A 19,287-nucleotide genomic window follows, 5' to 3' on the forward strand; every position below is an offset into this window, starting at 1 on the left:
CCTATCCGGGATTAGTTACTGAACAGCTTTTTTCTTTTTACCGCAATCTGCCACCATGCCTCTTGCTTCCTGGCAGGTATCGGCTGTTGCTGAACAGGTAACTTTTCCGCCTATTCCGAGAAAACCAATGCTTACTTCTACTGTAACGGTACAGCTTGCTTCTTCCTGTTGCATAGTAGCAGGAACAGCAAAGGGATTGATTGAATTTTCCACTTTAAAATTGGAAAGGGCTTTTTGGAATTCCGGTGCTTTTTTGACGTCTTCAGGATTTACTCCGGTTGAAGCTTGTGCGAATAATCCTGCTGCGACGAACAGGAGTGTTAGTGCTAAATTTCTCATAATCTAAAGGTTTAAGTATTGAATTAATAGGATAGGTAAAAGTCAATCCAACTACAACAACACATTCCTGAAAGTTTAATACGAAAAAAAATTACCCAGAAATATTTACCCGAAACTGGTAATAGATGGGGTGGGGATGAAACAAAAAAGCACTTACAGATTAGAATCCATAAGTGCTTCATCAAGTGGGCCCTGCCGGGCTCGAACCAGCGACCCTCTGATTATGAGTCAGATGCTCTAACCGACTGAGCTAAGGGCCCTTCCTCTTGCGAGGCGCCTTCCCAAAAAGGGTTTGGCAGGCCGCAAAAATATAAAAACCCGGGCGATTTGCGGCTTCTGGAAAAAAATATTCCGCGACTGGTTCAATATTGTACATTTATGCCTCGATTTTGCTTTTTAATTGCTGCTGCGAAGTATGATTGCTCCTGCCAGAATACAATACCTGAAGGAACGCATTGCGCGTTTCAACGACCAACAGGCGTATCGGGAGCTTTATATGGCATTTTTCCCACCTCTTCTTCAGTTCGCCAGTGGTTTTATTAAATCCCGTCAGTCAGCCGAAGAAATAGTTTCCGATGTATTTATTACTATCTGGGAAAAGCGCAATCGCCTGGAACATGTCAGCAATCTCAAATTGTATCTGTACACAGCAACCCGCAATACGGCTATTAATTATATTACCCGTCACAATAAAGTGATGGTGACTGATCTGAGTGAGTTGCCCGTTGAGTTGCAGTCCCTGCAGTATGATCCGGAGCGCATGTTGATTACCTCTGAGATGAAAAAAATGATTGCGGAAGCGATCAACAGTCTGCCTGCCCGCTGCAAACTGATTTTCAAGCTGGTAAAAGAGGATGAACTCAAATACCGGGAAGTAGCCGAATTGCTGAAAGTGTCCATCAAAACAGTTGAAACCCAGATGAGTATCGCGCTCAAGCGCATTGGGGAAGCCATCCGTTTTGACCCCCGCAAAACCCTGCCCACCGGCAAACGCTAGACTCCCCCGCCTCCCCCGCCTCCTTTGTCTCCTCTTCCCTGCCTCCTTTGTCTCCTGTTTCCCGTCTCCTTTGTTTCCCGCCTCCTTCGTCTCCTGTTTCCTTTAAAAATTTTTCTTCCATGCTTCAGGGTAAACCCTCCTTTCCTGTGTCTTATACATTCACAACCTACACATGCAAGACAGGATTTGGGAAATTGTTGCTAAAAAACTCGCAGGAGAAGCCAGCGTCCATGAATTGGAAGAGCTGGAAGAAGCACTGCGAAAGAGCCCTGAATTGCATTATCCCCTTCAAACCATTTCCGATCTCTGGTTTCATTCCCTGCCCGTAACAGAAGATGCCAGCCAGGCATTCGAACGACACCTGGAAAGGATGAAAGCCCAGGGAATTGAAATGGAACCGGCTGATAATCAGGAAGTAATAGAGTTTGAGGAAAAATCGAGCCGGTTCGTATGGCTGAAATGGATGGCAGCTGCACTGGTTGTTTTTATTGCAGGATGGTATTTTTTATTAAGAGATTCAGCTACTGCCGGCAGCGAATCCACTCCCTCTCTTGCCCTTAATAGTGAAGTTTCTACCAAAAATGGATCCCGCTCCAAGATCATGTTGCCCGATGGAACCCAGGTTTGGCTCAATGCCGGTTCCAAACTGACCTATGGAAAAGAATTTGGAAACCGCCTGCGGGAAGTAACCCTGATCGGGGAAGCCTATTTTGATGTGGTGAAAGATTCTGCCAGGCCTTTTTTGATCCATGCCCGCAATGTTGATATCCGGGTATTGGGTACCGCCTTCAATGTGAAATCTTACCCAGGTGATAAAACTACCGAAACCAGCCTTATCCGCGGTAGCGTGGAAGTGAGCATCAAAAACAGGCCCAAGGAAAAAATCATCCTGAAGCCCAATGAAAAGCTGGTTGTCAATTCCGAGCTGGACAGTATAGTTGCCAAACCCAGTCAGCCACAGGTAGCCAGGGCCGTAAGGACTGCACCCCAGGTTGTCCTCGACCAGGTAAATTATCATGAGAAAGAACAGGTAATTGTTGAAACTTCCTGGGTGGACAATATCCTGATCTTCGATGCGGAAACCTTTGCTGAACTGGCTCCGAAACTGGAACGCTGGTACGGTGTGAAAATAATTTTTACTTCTCATGATATTCAAAAAATCCGGCTTACTGGTTCTTTTAAGGGCGAATCTCTGCAAACAGCGCTTAAAGGATTGAAAATAACTGCCAATTTCAATTACACCATTAAAAACGATACCGTGATTATCTCACCTTAAACATATAAAAACCGATTGCATATGACGCCAAACTCCTCCTAATAAAAACGGGAAATGCGCCAACATTTCCCGCAGGATACTTAAGATGCTATCAACGCTCGCAATGTTGATAAACCTGTTTATGTAACCCTAATTGCTCAAAGTATGAAAAAAACTTCATATGGTGGCACGCTATTGTGTCAACCATTGCTGCTAAAGTTTTTCCGAATTATGAAATTGACTGCTCTGTTTATGCTGGTATGTGCCCTCCAGGTTTCGGCTGGGGTTTATTCCCAAACCAGGGTAAGTCTTAAAATGGACGGGGTAAATATCAAGAAAGCCCTTTCTACCATCGAACGTAAATCCAGTTACCGCTTCCTCTACAACCTTGCTTTGTTTAATGAAAATGACAAGGTGAACATCTCTTCTTCCAATGAAGAAGTGTTGAAAGTGGTGGATCGTCTGCTGGAAAATACCGACCTGACCTACGAAGTGCTTGACAACTACCTGGTAGTGATCAAATTCAAGGGAGTTGAATTCCAACAACAACAGGTTACCGGTCGGATTACCAATGCCGCAGGTGAACCCTTACCCGGCGCCTCTATCAAAGTCAAAGGAACTACCGGAGGTACTTCTGCTGATGCAAATGGTAATTTCACCATTTCTGTTCCTGCAAATGCTACCCTCATCGTCTCCAGCATCGGGTTTGAAGACCAGGAAATTAAAGTAGGCGATCGCACCATTTTGAATGTGGTGTTGAAAGAGTCTACCAAAATCCAGGACGAAGTGGTGGTGATTGGTTATGGTACCGCCGCCAAACGCGACCTTACAGGTAGTATCACTAAAGTGATGGGTAAGGAAGTGGCAGATAAACCCAACACCAACCCGGTGGCTTCTCTCCAGGGTAAGGTTGCCGGGCTGAGTATCGTGAACTCCGGTACGCCAGGCCGTGAACCAGATATTCGCATACGTGGTACTGTTAGTATCGGTGCGGTGAAGCCTTTGTATGTGGTAGATGGTATTTTCAATGACAACATCGATTACCTCAACCCCAATGATATTGAGTCGATCGAAATTCTGAAAGACCCTTCTTCACTGGCGATCTTCGGTATCCGCGGTGCTTCCGGTGTTATCGCAATTACTACCAAAAAAGCAAAAGCCGGACAACTGCTGATCAATTTCAATAGCAGTATTGGTGCTAAAAAACTCGTGGATAAAATCGACATGGTAAATGCGCAGCAGTTTAAAGAACTGTTCAATGAAGAACAGGCAAACCTGGGCATTACCGGCAGCGATTTGTTTGATTATACTCCCTGGACCGGTAATACGGATTGGGTAAATCTCATGACCCGTACAGGTATTTTCAATAACAATAACCTGAGCATTACCGGTAGTTCTGAAAAGAACAAGTTCTACATGGGCATCGGTTATATTACTGATGAAGGTGTAGTTAAAAATGAAAGACTGGAGAAAATCCTCCTAACGATTAATGATGAATACAAAGTAAACAAAAACATCAAGCTTGGATTTAACATGAATGGTTTCCGCCAACGCCTTCCATTCAGCCAGGCAGATGGCCTGTTGTTCGACGCACGCAGGGTTCTTCCTATCTCGGATCCATTTGATGAAGCCAGTGGCAGATATTCTCAGCTCGCTATTCAGCAGGCTCAGATGAGTAATCCGCTCATGAACCTGGAGACCAAATGGGACAAAGAAAGGAAGATGGAATACAGAATGGTTGGTAGTGTTTATTTCGATGTCAACTTCCTGAGAAATTTCAATTGGCGTACAACGCTGTATGGAGATATGTCTTGGGGTGATGATCGTACTTATAATCCCATTATTGAAGTATTTAACCCAACGCTCCCTGCAGGAGAACAGGTGTTTGTAGATCCGAATAACAGAATCACTTCCGTTAGCCAGAATAAGCACGAATGGAAAAAATTCCAGCAGGATCACATCCTCACCTATAAAAAAGATTTTGGAGACCATGGTTTGACTTTGTTGGCTGGTTTCACTACTTACTTCAATTCCTATAGCGGACTGCTTGCAACAGCACGTCAAAAAGATCCGGGTGATGCTATTCCTGATGATCCCCGGTTCTGGTATATTGATAATGGATTTGTGGATCAGACAACGCGTCGTTCTTCTTCCGGTCAGTGGGAAAAAGCAACCGCTTCCGGCCTCTTCCGCCTCTTGTATAACTACCAGGGGAAGTATATGCTGAATGCCTCTTTCAGAAGAGATGGATCATCCCAAATATCCCCAGCAAACAGATGGAAAAGTTTTTACTCCGTGGGTGCCGCATGGGAAGTTACCCGGGAAAATTTTATGGCTCGTCAAAACCTGTTTGATTACTTGAAAGTTAAAGCCTCCTGGGGTCTGCTAGGTGTTCAGAATACCTACGGATATGATTATCCTTTCTTCCCCGGACTTCAAACTGGTAATACGGCAGTTTTTGGAAACAATATCATTCCTGCTTATTCTCAGGCTTATATTCCAAATGAAAACCTGACATGGGAAGTGGTGGATTCAAAAGAAGTAGGATTTGAAGCTTATATGCTGAACAATCGCCTGCGTGTTGAAGCTGCGTACTATAATAAAGATACCCGCGATGTAATGACCCTGGTTCGGGTAGGTTCTGGTGCAGGTAGCCGTTTGGATAACGTGGGCCGTGTTAAAAACAGTGGAATTGAACTGGCAGCAGGTTGGACACAAAAAATCACCAATGATTTCACCATCACTTTTAATGGTAACATCACAACGTTCAACAACAAGGTGATTTCTCTTGGTGGTGACCGCCTTCCCCCCAGCGAAGAAAGACCAAACGTAACTGAAGCTGGTTATCCGATTGGTTATTTCTATGGTTATGTGGTGGATGGGCTGTATCAGAGTTATGCCGATAAACTGGCTTCTCCACCTGTACAGGGTTATGAGTATGGTCCGGGTGATTTCAAATACCGCGATATCAATGGCGATGGTGTAATCAATTCTGATGACCGCACGATGATTGGTAATCCTACTCCTGATTTTGCCTATGGTTTCTCCCTGGGTGCAAACTTCAAGGGTTTTGATTTCGGTATCGACTTCAATGGTGTTTACGGAAATGAAATCTATCGCTATTGGGGTAGTTCCGAATTGCCATTTACCAAATTCAACTATCCGGCTTTCAAGTTGAATCGCTGGAATGGTCCGGGTACCTCTAACTGGGATCCAATCCTGGGAGACAACCGTGCCATCAACCGCCTGCCTTCTACTTATGGTATTGAAGATGGTAGTTATATCCGCATTCGGAACGTACAAATCGGTTACAACTTCAGCTCCAAACTGATTCAAAGAGCTGCGATGAAGAGCGCCAGGATTTTTGCCAACGTGCAGAACCTGAAAACATTCAAGCGTAATTCCGGTTATACACCTGAGTTTGGTGGTTTCGCTACTTCCTTTGGTATTGACAATGGTAATGGTCCATTGCCCATGGTTATCACAGGCGGTATAAATGTTACTTTCTAATCAAAAAATCTTACAGCTATGATACGTAAAATGAATGCAATGAGGGCTGTATTGGTTGGTTTGCCAATCCTTCTTGTACTGGCAGGCTGTTCCAAATTTCTGGACAGAAAACCCCTTACAGCTACCCTGGATGATCTGACGCAGGGGGGCATTGAAGGCCAGGTATATGGCCTTTACGGTGCTATTCGCAATGGTGATGTAGCCGGACAAGGATTCGGTGGCATTCCCTGGCTGGGTATGAATAATTTCCGGTCGGATGATTCCGAAAAAGGAAGTAGTCCTTCCGATGGCGCTGACTGGGGTGTGATTTATGACCAGTTCCAATATGCAAAAGACCACTGGTCTTCTACTACCTATTGGGATCAGCACTATGTTTTAATTGGGCAGGCCAATACAGCACTACAAATAGCTGATTCTCTTGGAGCGAATGACCCAGCTTCTCTGGTGAATATTGCAGAAGCCCGCATGTTCCGTGCCTACGCCTACTTTGATCTGGTGCGTGCTTTTGGGGAAGTTCCTAAGATCGATTTCCGTGTCTACAATCCGGAAGATTCAAAAGTGCCGAAATCTTCAGTTGCTGAAATCTATGCATTGATTGATTCAGACCTGGAATTTGCACGCGCCAATCTTCCTGTTGAATGGCCGGCACAATTTATCGGACGTCTGACACAGGGAGCGGCCCAGGCATTAACAGCCAAAACGCTTCTGTATAGGAAGGATTGGGCAGGTGCTTTAGTTTATGCAGAACAGGTGATAGAATCTGACAGATACGAACTCTTCCCCAATTACCAGCAGTTGTTTACAACAAGGGGGGAAAACAGTAAAGAATCCATCTGGGAAATTCAATCCTCCTATGGACCCAATAATACAGACGTTTTGTACTCATGGTACGGTATTGCCCAGGGTGTTCGTGGCGCTGCTGAATGGGACCTTGGTTGGGGTTGGAATACGCCTACCGAAAACCTGGTAAATGCCTATGAAGCAGGTGATCCGCGTAAAGAGGCTACTATTCTTTTTTCAGGTGAAAGCGATGGCTTATATGGCAGAATTCTGCCTACCTATCCATCCATTCCAAGACGTTATTGGAATAAGAAAGTGTATCCGGAGCCAGATGTTCAGGTGTTTACAGCAAACCGTCAAAACGGTTGGATCAACCAGCCCATCCTTCGTTACGCGGATGTACTGCTGATGGCTGCAGAAGCTGCCAATGAAATTGGTGGCGCAGCTAATGAAGCAAAAGCGGTGCAGTATGTAAACCAGATCAGGGCCAGGGCAAGAGGTAATAATGCGGCAGTGCTGCCCAATATTGCTTTCACCAGCAAAAACCAGATGCGCACCGCCATCCAGCAGGAAAGAAGGGTAGAGCTGGCCATGGAAGGAGAACGCTTCTACGACCTGGTTCGCTGGGGATTGGCAGAACAGGTGCTTGGCCCGCAAGGTTATCAGCCAAGACATCAATACTACCCGATTCCTCAATCCGCGATCGATTTTTCTGGTGGCATCCTGATTCAGAACCCGAATTATTGATTTGTTTTCACCGATTTAAAACCTGAAGTATGACTACAATACTTTTAAATAAATGGTTTCGTCGCAGCCTGGCTATTGCCGGGTCTGCGGTGATCCTGGCATCCTGCCAGAAAAGTACCGAACCCGCATGGCGTGAATACCCGGAGGATTCAAATCCTCCAGGTGGCCCGCTTAAGTTTTATGCAGCTTTTGATGGCACAACCGATAATCCCCTGATGAATGCAGTGGATAGCATTCGTGCCAACTTTGCGGCAGACAATCCCCTTACTGCAGTGGATGGAGTTAGTGGTAAAGGTGTTAAGGGCGAGGCAATGAAATTTATCAAATATGCCAAGCCCAACGACTTTGCTCAAACCGCTAAAAGTTTCACCATCTCTTTCTGGTATAAACGCGATGGACAAACGAAAAACAACAAAGGTGGTAACGGTCCTGAATACCCGATTAGTTTCCGGGCTGATGTGGCCAACGCACACTGGTCTGTTGCCAGCATGTTTGTAATCATCGAAGGCAATAATGCCGGTTGTGCTGTTAAAGTGATGACTGCCGATAAGAATAAGGCAGACAATTGGTTCACCTGGGAAAATGCGGATGTTATCCCCGGCATGCTCGATAACCAGTGGCATCACATTGCTTTGGTATATGATCAGGCTACCAGTGGCATGACCCTCTACCTGGATGGAGTTGCCAATCCAAAGGTTCGCAATTGGAATAACCATGGTGCCATCAATTTTGCGCATGACCATATCACAGAAATGAGAATTGGTAATGGTCCGGGTAATAACCTGGATTCCGATGACTGGCTCTCTTCTTCCTGGAAAGGTGAACTTGACCAGGTAAGGCTGTATGGTGATGCTATTTCAGCAGCAGAAGTGCAGGCCCTTTTCAATTCTAAAAAATAATACAGTAGTTAAGGCTTTGTATTCGCATATAAGAGGGGCTGATCAAGGAATTGTTTCAGCCCCTCTTTATCATAAAGCTCATGAATTCCGCTCGCCATATTATTTCTTCCCGATGTTTTTCTGCTTTGCTTGCTGGCCTGTTTTCTCTCAGCTTGCTGTCCGGATGTAAGCAGGAATCAACCCAGTTCTCCATCCTGTCCGCCGCTGACTCCAATATTGATTTTGCTAACAACCTGGAAAAAAGAGAACGGCTTAATATTCTCTATTACCTCTATTATTACAATGGTGGCGGTGTTGCTATTGGAGATATCAACAATGATGATCTGCCCGATATTTATTTCACTGCCAATAAAAAGGGTGGGAATCGCCTCTACCTGAACAAAGGCAACCTCCTGTTTGAAGATATTACTGAATCCGCAGGGGTGGCTGGTACCGGCGACTGGCACTCAGGTGTTACCATGGCAGATGTCAATGGCGATGGATTACTCGATATCTATGTTTGCGCAGTTGCAGGATCCTTCCAGCTTACCGGCAAAAACCAGCTCTACATCAATAAAGGAAAAAATCAGTTCCAGGAATCCGCAGCAGCCTATGGTCTTGATTTTTCCGGGCTCTCCACACAAGCAGCCTTTTTTGATTTTGACCGCGATGGCGATCTCGATTGTTACCTCCTGAACCATTCCAAGCAACCGCATAGCAATATCATCGATACTTCCAACAGAAGAAAACCTGATCCCCAGGCCGGTGACCGCCTCTATCGCAATGAACTCAGCGAAGGCAAACATTCCTTCACAGATGTTTCCGCCAGTGCAGGCATCTATCAAAGCAAACTCAGTTATGGATTGGGGTTAGCCATCTCCGATTTTAATAATGATGGCTGGCCGGATATCTATGTTGGAAACGATTTTCATGAAAACGATTACTACTACCTCAACAACCAGCAGGGTGGTTTTACAGAAGCAGGCGCTGAACATTTTCGGCACTACAGCCGCTTCAGCATGGGTAATGATGCTGCAGACTTGAATAACGACGGCCAGGTAGATCTGGTTACGGTTGATATGTTGCCTCCCGACGAAAAAACGCTCAAAACCTATGGCAGTGATGAAAATCCGGATATCTATAAGTTGAAACTGGAGCGCAATGGCTACCAGCACCAATATTCCCGGAATGTGATGCAAATCAATAATGGAGATGGAAAAAGTTTCAGCGATCAGGCACTACAGGCCGGAGTGTTTGCGACCGACTGGAGCTGGAGCCCCTTGCTGGCCGACTTCAATGGCGATGGCAATAAAGATCTTTTTATTAGCAGCGGCATCCTGAAACGCCCGGTTGATCTTGACTATGTACGTTTTGTTAGTGCCATGGAGCGAAATAAAAACCTCAGCGGTACAGATGCATATGATGAGGAAGTGATCAAAGCTATGCCCGATGGTGCCACGCATCCTTTTTTCTTTCGCAATTCCGGCTCCGGTTTATTTGAAGAGGTTTCAAAAGCCTGGGGCACAGCAAACCTGAAAGGATATTTCACTGGAGCAGCTTATGCCGATCTGGACAACGATGGCGATCTTGATGTCCTTGTCAATGCCATTAATGAAAAGGCGATCCTGCTCAAAAACAATCAGCAGCCGAAACAATACCTGCGATTTAAAACAAGAGGGGAGGGACTGAATTCCAAAGGCATTGGTACCCGCTTGTATGCATTCCATGCCGGCCGGCTCCAGCTGCAGGAAATTATGCCTACCCGTGGCTTTCAATCCTCCTCCGATACCCGCTGGGTTATTGGTCTTGACTCAATTGGAAAAATTGATAGCTTACTGGTAGTATGGCCAGATCAGCAATTCCAGTTGCTAACAGCATTTACTGCCAATAATACTATCGAGCTGGATCAGTTAAATGCTTCCGGAAAATTTGATTTTGCAACTTACTTTAAGCCTGCAGTTGATCCGTTTCAGCCAGCCACTTCAAGCATTCCTTTCCAGCACAAGGAGAACGCATTTGTAGATCATAATGTACAATACCTCATACCTCATGGCCTTTCCACACGTGGGCCTAAAATGGCAGTAGCCGATCTGAATGGAGATGGCCTTGATGATGCATATATAACCGGAGCAGCCGGACAACCAGGTGCCCTCCTTATGCAAACAGCATCAGGTGGATTTGAATCAAAGCAGGCAGATCTCTTTCAGCCCTTTGCTGCCCAGGAAGAAGTGGATGCGATTTTTTTTGATGCTAACACCGACGGACAACCGGATCTCTATATCGCTATTGGTGGTAATGAACTGGAAGACAATAACCCGGGTTTGCAGGATCGCTTGTATATCAACCAGGGCAAAGGTGTTTTCAAACTGGAAACTAAAGCACTTCCTCCCGTACGATTTAATAAAGGCGCGGTTGCTGCTGCAGATATTGATAAAGACGGCGACCAGGATCTCTTTGTTGGTGTACTGGCCAATGCCCGCCAGTACGGAGTTCCACATCATTCTTACCTGTTATTGAATGATGGTAAGGGGAAATTTTCCATCGCCAATAAATCCATTTTTGATGGCGAAAATATTGGCATGATTACCACTGCTTCCTTTGCTGATCTGAATAAGGATGGCTATCCGGAATTGGTTATTGCTGGCGAATGGATGCCGGTTATTATTGCAAAAAACAATTCTGGTACCTTTTCCCGTGAACCCATTCCAGGCTCTACCGGTTTATGGCAATCCATCTTCCTGACTGATACTAACGGAGACGGTCAAATGGATATCCTGGCTGGTAACTGGGGACATAATTCCAAGTTGTATGCCGGGAAAAATGGTCCGCTGAAACTTTACATAAAAGACTTTGATAAAAATGGAAGTATTGAACAGGTGATGGCGTATACCATTGATGGCAAAGAATATCCTTTTCTCGCTAAAGATGAATTGGAGCGGGCTTTACCTGTGCTAAAGAAAGCCTATCTGACCTATGGCGAAGTGGCGGGTAAAACAGTAGACTTCATTCTCTACGACCTGTTCACTGATTATATTGAACAAAAAGCGGAAGTGCTTGGTAACTCAGTTTTTATCTCAAATGGTAAGGGGGATTTTACCCGAACAGATCTGCCTGCTTCTCTTCAACTGGCACCGGTTTTTGCATTTGCTCTAATGGAGGGTTCAGAGAAAAACTTTATCGCTGCTGGAAATTTTTACAATGTCACACCCTATGAAGGTCGATATGATGCGCTGAACCCAATCGTTTTTGGAATGAATGCAACTGCCCGGCCGATAACGCATGTACCTGGTGAAGTGCGCGATCTTAAATGGCTTCGATCTCCCGGAAATAAAAAAAGACTGGTCGTGGTAAGAAATAACCAGTCCCCATTAGTTTTTGACTTTTCAAATTAAATACGATGATAAAAAAGAATTTCACTGTCCTGACACTGTTAGTCTCTTTAATGAGCTGTTCCTTTTCGAACTGCTCCGAACAAAAATCAACGGAAGAGCAACCCAAACCGGCAGATGGCGCCACTGTTTCATATTGGGTTACACGGGGAGATCAATTGTCTCTCCTTGCAAAATTTCCCACAACGGTAAAGTTTAGTGCTGCTGCCAATAATAACCTTACTACCATTGAAGTGGACAGTACGGTTCAGTTTCAAACCATGGATGGTTTCGGTTATTCCTTAACCGGTGGCAGTGCTTATCTGCTGATGCAATTGCCACAGGCGCAGCGCACATCCCTTTTACAGGAACTGTTTGGCAAAAATGAAAACAGTATTTCTGTCAGCTACCTGAGAATTAGTATCGGTGCATCTGACCTGGATGCGGAGGTTTTCAGTTACAGCGATCTCCCTGCAGGAGAAACAGATGAAGACCTTTCTTCTTTCTCTATCGCCCGGGATGAACAAAACCTGATTCCGGTACTCAAAGAAATTCTGGCTATCAATCCGGCTATTAAAATTATGGGCTCTCCCTGGAGTCCTCCAACCTGGATGAAAGACAATAACAATTCCAAAGGAGGCAGCCTGCTTACCAAATACCACCAGGTATATGCACAGTATTTTGTGAAATATATCCAGGCAATGAAAGCTCATGGTATAACCATCGATGCCATCACGCCTCAAAATGAACCTCTTCATCCGGGTAATAATCCCAGCCTCTTTATGTCGGCAGAACAACAACGTGATTTCATCCGGGATGCACTTGGTCCTGCATTCAAGGCTGCCAATATTTCAACTAAAATTGTGATATACGATCATAACCTGGATCGTCCCGATTATCCGATTACTATTCTGAATGATGCAGGAGCCAAGCAGTATATCGATGGTTCCGCCTTCCACCTCTATGCAGGAGAAGTTTCTGCAATGAAAACCGTGCGCGATGCACATCCGGATAAGAACCTCTATTTTACTGAACAATGGACCGGTGCAAAAGGAGAGTTCCAGGGCGATCTTTTCTGGCACATTAAAAATGTGATCATTGGTACCACCCGCAATTACAGTAAAGTGGCACTGGAATGGAACCTGGCAAACGATGCCAGTTTCGGTCCTCATACTCCCGGTGGCTGTACAGAATGTAAAGGCGCACTTACTATTCAGAATGGAGCAGTTCAGAAAAATGTTTCCTATTATATTATAGGTCATGCTGCCAAATTTGTTCCTGCAGGATCCGTGCGGATTCATAGTAATGTTCCACCCGGATTGGACAATGTTGCGTTCCTTACGCCCGAAGGGAAAAAAGTATTGATACTTCTTAGAGAAGCTCCCGGTAACTCAACCTTCGCGATCAAATACAAAGGACAATTGGCAACCGTGAGCTTACAGGGCGGAACTGTTACAACTTTTGTTTGGGATTAATCAGGAAAACGAATGAGATTTTTTGTTTTATATACTGTTTGTCTCGGTATTTTTTTTACAGCCTGTTCCAAGTCTGAAGAAGAAAAGCCAGAACCCGTTGTACCCAAACAGTTAAAGGTAAACCGCCTGCTGCTTGATGGGGAGGAATGGAATACTATCCGCTATAATGTGAGCCGTAATCCGGTAATCCGGATCTTTTTTTCAGAGCCGGTACTCCCATCCAGTATAACTAATGCAGTTAATCTCACTAATAAAGCAGGCCAGGCAATTGCCGCCAATGTAGTGCTTGAACAAAAGGATTCGGTCCTAAAAATCCAGCCAACCGGCAACCTGGACTTCCTGACTTTCCACCGGCTTCAACTGGTAACAACATTGAAATCTGCATCCGGAGGTAATTTTATTTCAACCGTAGATCAGCAGTTTGTAACCAGGATTGATTCCTCTTCCAAATTTCCTGCGCTCACGGATGATGCACTGCTAACCAAAGTTCAGGAACAAACCTTCCGGTATTTCTGGGATTTTGGTCATCCCGTTAGTGGCATGGCCAGGGAAAGAAACAGTTCCGGCGATCTGGTAACCAGCGGTGGCACCGGCTTTGGCATTATGGCCCTGCTGGTTGGTATTGAACGCGGATTTATAACACGCCAACAAGGGTTGGAAAGACTCCAGACAATAGTGGAGTTTTTGAAAACCAAAGCCACCCGTTACCATGGAGCTTTTGCCCATTGGATGAATGGTGCAACCGGAGTAACCATCCCTTTTAGTCAGAAAGACAATGGTGCTGACCTGGTTGAAACCTCTTTTCTTATCATGGGCCTGCTCACCGCGCGTGAATACTTTGATGATAACGCCCCGGCTGCAATTGAGTTACGGTCGCGTATAACCGAAATCTATGAAGCAGTTGAGTGGGACTGGTTCCTGCGCAACAATGGAGATGTTCTCTTTTGGCACTGGAGTCCTGATTTTGGCTGGGATATGAACCTACCCATCAGAGGATGGAACGAATGCCTGGTTACCTATGTGCTGGCTGCCGGTTCTCCTACGCATCCGGTTTCAAAAGAGGTGTATGATAAAGGATGGGCGAGGGAAGGTGCCATGAAGAATGGTGCATCTTATTATGGTATTAATTTGCCGCTGGGTGAGCCTTATGGTGGTCCGCTGTTTTTATCTCATTATTCCTTTTTGGGAATTAATCCGATTGGCCTCAAAGATGCTTACGCTGATTATGAGGTGCAAAATCGCAACCATGCAAGAATCAATTACCAGCATAGTGTGCAAAACCCGAACCGGTTTTTTGGATACAGCGGCAGTGTATGGGGACTAACGGCAAGCGATATCCCAAATGGTTACACGGCCAGTTCTCCACAGAACGACCGGGGTATAATTGCTCCAACTGCAGCACTCGCATCTTTTCCCTATACGCCGGATGAATCAATGGCTGCTCTGAAGTTTTACTATTATGTCCTTGGCGATAAACTTTTTAAAGAGTACGGTTTTATTGATGCATTCTCCCTTCACAATGCCTGGTTTGCTGTTAGTTTCCTGGCCATTGACCAGGCCCCGATTATTGTGATGATTGAAAACCATCGGACCGGTTTGTGCTGGGACCTTTTTTCAGCTGCACCTGAAGTAAAAGCCGCACTGCGTAAACTGGGATTTACTGCACCCTATCTATAACCTAAAACAACAGCGATGAAAATCCGCCATTTTGTTTTTTTCTGCTGCCTGTTTGGCGCCTTCAACAGTGTTGCCTATGCGCAAAAGAAAAAGCAACCGAAACCGCTAGCTTTTTCTGCAACAGATCGACCCCGGAATCTTTCCGATTCTGCTTTACTCGATCTGGTTCAGCAACAAACCTTTCGCTATTTCTGGGATTTTGCGCATCCGGTTTCCGGGCTATCACGGGAACGCAGCAACGAATCGTTTAATTATGGTGGTGAAGTAGTTACAACCGGTGGTACGGGCTTCGGAATTATGGCAGTGATTGTGGCAACTGAAAGAAAATGGATTCAACGTGATACGGCTGCTAAATTCCTCCTTAAGATGGTTCGCTTTCTTTCTAAAGCAGATTCCTATCACGGTGTTTTCCCTCACTGGCTGAATGGTGAAACAGGGAAAACCATTCCCTTTAGTCGCAAAGACGATGGTGCCGACCTGGTAGAGTCTTCGTTTCTGTTCCAGGGTCTGTTGACAGCACGACAATACTTCAATGCAGATAATCCGGTTGAAGGGGAACTCCGAAACCGGATCAACTGGCTTTGGAATGATATCGAATGGAACTGGTTTACCAACAACCAGGAAGTCCTTTACTGGCACTGGAGCCCCAATAACGGATGGGCAATGAATTTTCCGGTGCGCGGTTTCAATGAATGCCTGATCATGTATGTGCTGGCCGCCTCTGCAGATCGCTATCCGGTTTCCCCGGCTGTTTATCACAATGGTTGGGCGCAAAGCAATTTCTTTAAAAATGGCAAGGAGTTTTATGGTATAGAACTACCCCTGGGATTTGACTTCGGCGGACCACTTTTTTTCTCTCATTATTCTTTCCTGGGATTAGATCCCCGCGGATTAAAAGATCGTTATGCAGATTATTGGATGCAGAATCGCAACCATACCCTGATCAACCGGGAACATTGTGTGCGTAATCCCAATCAGTTCAAAGGATATGGCCCACAATCCTGGGGGCTCACCGCCAGTGATACCTACAATGGATATGATGCCCATTCACCAACCAATGATAAGGGAACGATTACTCCTACCGCAGCACTTTCTGCATTTCCCTATACACCCGAATATTCTATGCAGGCGCTTCGCCATTTTTATGAACAACTCGGTGATAAGATCTGGTCGGAATACGGTTTTGTTGATGCTTTCAATGAAACACAAAACTGGTACGCTAACAGCCATCTTGCTATAGACCAGGGACCGATCATAGTTATGATCGAAAATCACCGGACTGGCTTGCTTTGGAACCTGTTCATGTCCTGCCCTGAAGTGCAAAAAGGCCTTAAAAAATTGGGCTTTCAAAGCCCTCACCTTAAATAGTAGTCACATTAATTGCTAAAACCTTGCATATGAAAAATCAATCCCGCAAAGAATTTCTCCAACAGTCTGCTATGGCAGGTGCTGCACTGCTGCTTTCCTCATTGGAAGCAGTAGCTTTTACGGAAAATAAAAAAATCAAAATCGGAATAGTTGGTTGTGGTAGTGTATCCGGACAGTACCTGCCACATCTTTCCAAATCGGCGCATGTGGAGCTGGTGAGTGTTTGCGATATCGTGCTGGAAAGAGCAAAGAACCGGGCAAAAGAATTTAATGTTCCGCATGTGTATGAACATATCTACCAGCAGCTTGCTGGTGCACCCTTTGATCTGCTTGTGAATCTGACTGATATGCAGGAGCATGGCCGGCTGAATAAAATGGCCCTGGCTTCCGGCAAACATGTATGGAGTGAAAAACCGATGGCAAATACCTACAAAGAAGGAAAGGCGCTGCTGGATATGGCTCGTGAAAAAAAATTGCGCATCTGGGGAGCACCTGCAGTGGTAAACAGTCCGCAATTTGCCTTTATGAGCAAAGCCATACAGGAAGGTAAATTGGGAAAAGTTTCCGCGGCACATGCTCATTATGGCCATGAAGGCCCGCACTGGTCGGCTTTCTTCTATGAAAAAGGCGGCGGCAGTCTTCCTGATCTGGGTGTTTATAATCTTGCTACCTTAACAGGGTTGTTGGGTCCTGCGAAATCTGTGATCGCCATGACAACCATTGTTACGCCAGAACGTACTGTCGATAACAAGGGCAAAATACAAGTGGAGGCCGAAGACAATGCGATGATCATCATGGAACATGAAGGTGGTGTGCTGTCTCATGTGCAGAGCGGGTTTAATTATTTTGATCCGTATGGTCATGGTGGTAAGGGACAGGACAGGCACACGATTTCCATCTGGGGTACAAAGGGCAATATGGGATTGGTAGGTTATGACTGGGCTCCTTTTGGTGTAGACCTTGCAACTATGGATTCACCTACTCCTGTAAGGCATGTGCCGGATCCGAAAACCTATGTCTGGCAGGAAGGCGCTACTGTCATTTCAAAATCCCTGCTCGATAAAAACGAACCGTTGATTTCTCCCGAACATGCATTGCACGTGCTGGATATTATTGAATCCGCCCGCGCCTCTTCGCAAACCGGCCAGAAAATCAGCCTTCAATCCAGTTTCCGCTGGCCTATCGTCTAACTTCACCCGACATGAGTGACCAACCTACATACGACGCAATTGTAATCGGCAGTGGTATCAGTGGAGGCTGGGCTGCCAAAGAACTCTGCGAGCAGGGCTTGAAAACCCTGGTGCTGGAACGGGGCCGGATGGTGGAACACCTGAAGGATTATCCCGGCATGAACAACCATCCCTGGGAGTTTAAACACCGGGGTTATATTACGCATCAGCAACGTCAGAACAATCCACTCATCTCCAAAGCAGCCGGCTATTCAGAAGATACACAGCATTTTTTTATCGAAGATACAGATCATCCTTATGTACAGGAAAAGCCCTTCGACTGGATCCGTGGTTACCAGGTCGGAGGAAAATCCCTTACTTGGGGCCGAAGCTGCCAACGTTGGAGTGATTTTGAATTCAATGCTCCCAAACAATATGGCTTTGCTACCGACTGGCCAATCCGATACAAGGACATCGCACCCTGGTACAGTCATGTAGAAAAATTTATTGGTGTTTGCGGCAGTAAGGAAAATATCGCCGCAATGCCCGATGGCGAATTCCTGCCTGCCTACGAACTCAATTGCGTGGAAGCCGACATCCGGGAAACATTGTGGCAGAAATTTCAACGTCACTATATTTCTGGTCGATGGGCGCATCTTACGCAGCCGGAACCCATTCACCTGGAGCAGGGCAGAGGCACCTGCCAAAATCGCAACCTTTGTATGCGTGGTTGCCCCTTTGGCGGATATTTCAGTTCCAACAACAGCACCCTTCCCTGGGCTGAAAAAACAGGAAACCTGACCATTCGGCCCCATTCGGTAGTGCATTCCATTCTTTACGATGATGCCAAACAAAAAGCAACAGGAGTACGCGTGATAGACAGCCAAACAAAAGCTGTCACCGATTATTTTGCCCGCATCATTTTTGTAAATGCTTCGGCGCTGAATACCAACTTAATTTTACTCAATAGCAAATCAGAACGTTTCCCCAATGGCCTTGGAAATGATCACGATTTGCTTGGCCGTTACATCTGTTTCCACAACTATCGGGGTTATATGAATGGTGAAATCAAAGGATATGAAGATGGGTATTACAAAGGCCGGCGTCCCGCAGAATGTGTGATCCCGAATTTCCGTAACCTCGGCAAACAGGAAATGGATTTTATTGGAGGATATACTATTTTTTCAGGTGCCTATCGTGAATGGATAAACGCAGATCGCCATCCGGATAAAATGGGTGCAGAGTTGAAGGAAGCGCTTACAGAACCAGGGCCCTGGAGGATCTACATGTATATGCAAGGCGAAACCATTCCCAAAGAAACCAATCGAGTATTTCTGCACCCAACTGAAAAAGATAAATGGGGAATACCGCTACTTGTAACAGCTATTGATTATGATGAAAATGATGAAAACATGCTGCGGGATTTTCTTTCAGAAGGTAAAAAAATGCTCGAAGCCTGTGGCGCATTCAACATTGTTGTAAATGATACGAAACAACCACCCGGACTGGATATTCATGAAATGGGTGGCGTGCGTATGGGCACCGACCCTTCCAATTCCCTGCTCAACGAATGGAATCAACTGCATCTCTGTAAAAATGTTTTTGCAACGGATGGGGCCTGCATGACCAGCACGGGGAATCAAAGCCCCTCTATTTTATATATGGCTTTTACCGCGAGGGCCGCACAATATGCTGCTGCTGAAATGAAAAAAGGAAATCTCTAA

At 45.6% G+C, this 19,287-nt stretch carries 12 protein-coding genes and 1 tRNA gene; 11 read left to right on the forward strand and 2 right to left on the reverse strand.

Annotation, left to right across the window (positions count from 1 at the left end):
* Positions 1-15: 15 nt before the first annotated feature.
* Positions 16-339 carry a hypothetical protein gene (locus L0U88_RS19680; protein WP_234868419.1) on the reverse strand — a complete coding sequence of 108 codons (324 nt, stop codon included), beginning with the start codon at positions 337-339 and terminating at the stop codon, positions 16-18.
* A gap of 186 nt (positions 340-525) precedes the next feature.
* A tRNA-Ile gene (locus L0U88_RS19685) sits at positions 526-599 on the reverse strand.
* Positions 600-754: 155 nt separating this feature from the next.
* Between L0U88_RS19685 and L0U88_RS19690 the strand changes: the two genes are divergently transcribed.
* The 11 genes from L0U88_RS19690 to L0U88_RS19740 all read left to right on the forward strand — a co-directional run bounded on the left by L0U88_RS19690 (position 755) and on the right by L0U88_RS19740 (position 19,287).
* Positions 755-1,336 (forward strand): RNA polymerase sigma-70 factor, encoded by a 582-nt coding sequence (locus tag L0U88_RS19690; RefSeq protein ID WP_234868421.1) that lies wholly within the window; start codon positions 755-757, stop codon positions 1,334-1,336.
* 172 nt (positions 1,337-1,508) lie between these two features.
* Positions 1,509-2,612, forward strand: a complete 1,104-nt coding sequence (locus L0U88_RS19695) for a FecR family protein (protein WP_234868423.1) — start codon at positions 1,509-1,511, stop codon at positions 2,610-2,612.
* Between the two features lie 210 nt (positions 2,613-2,822).
* Positions 2,823-6,101 (forward strand): TonB-dependent receptor, encoded by a 3,279-nt coding sequence (locus L0U88_RS19700; protein ID WP_234868425.1) that lies wholly within the window; start codon positions 2,823-2,825, stop codon positions 6,099-6,101.
* Between the two features lie 18 nt (positions 6,102-6,119).
* The gene (locus tag L0U88_RS19705; RefSeq protein WP_234868427.1) at positions 6,120-7,628 is read left to right on the forward strand and encodes a RagB/SusD family nutrient uptake outer membrane protein; all 1,509 of its coding nucleotides are present in this window, start codon (positions 6,120-6,122) and stop codon (positions 7,626-7,628) included.
* A 29-nt stretch (positions 7,629-7,657) separates the two neighbouring features.
* A complete protein-coding gene (locus tag L0U88_RS19710; RefSeq protein WP_234868429.1) occupies positions 7,658-8,527 on the forward strand; it encodes a LamG domain-containing protein in 870 nt (289 codons plus the stop codon).
* An 80-nt stretch (positions 8,528-8,607) separates the two neighbouring features.
* Positions 8,608-11,898 carry a VCBS repeat-containing protein gene (locus tag L0U88_RS19715; RefSeq protein ID WP_234868431.1) on the forward strand — a complete coding sequence of 1,097 codons (3,291 nt, stop codon included), beginning with the start codon at positions 8,608-8,610 and terminating at the stop codon, positions 11,896-11,898.
* A 5-nt stretch (positions 11,899-11,903) separates the two neighbouring features.
* The gene (locus L0U88_RS19720; RefSeq protein ID WP_234868433.1) at positions 11,904-13,349 is read left to right on the forward strand and encodes a glycoside hydrolase family 30 protein; all 1,446 of its coding nucleotides are present in this window, start codon (positions 11,904-11,906) and stop codon (positions 13,347-13,349) included.
* Positions 13,350-13,361: 12 nt separating this feature from the next.
* A complete protein-coding gene (locus tag L0U88_RS19725; RefSeq protein ID WP_234868435.1) occupies positions 13,362-15,026 on the forward strand; it encodes a glucoamylase family protein in 1,665 nt (554 codons plus the stop codon).
* A 15-nt stretch (positions 15,027-15,041) separates the two neighbouring features.
* Entirely contained in the window at positions 15,042-16,394 is a 1,353-nt protein-coding gene (locus L0U88_RS19730; protein ID WP_234868437.1) for a glucoamylase family protein, read from the forward strand.
* Between the two features lie 29 nt (positions 16,395-16,423).
* Complete coding sequence (locus tag L0U88_RS19735; RefSeq protein WP_234868439.1) at positions 16,424-17,584, forward strand: Gfo/Idh/MocA family protein; 1,161 nt, start codon at positions 16,424-16,426, stop codon at positions 17,582-17,584.
* Positions 17,585-17,595: 11 nt separating this feature from the next.
* Positions 17,596-19,287, forward strand: coding sequence for a GMC oxidoreductase (locus L0U88_RS19740; protein WP_234868441.1), 1,692 nt, complete (start codon positions 17,596-17,598; stop codon positions 19,285-19,287).

Origin of the sequence: Flavihumibacter fluminis, from assembly GCF_021491375.1 — a bacterium.
Lineage (GTDB): Bacteria > Bacteroidota > Bacteroidia > Chitinophagales > Chitinophagaceae > Flavihumibacter > Flavihumibacter fluminis.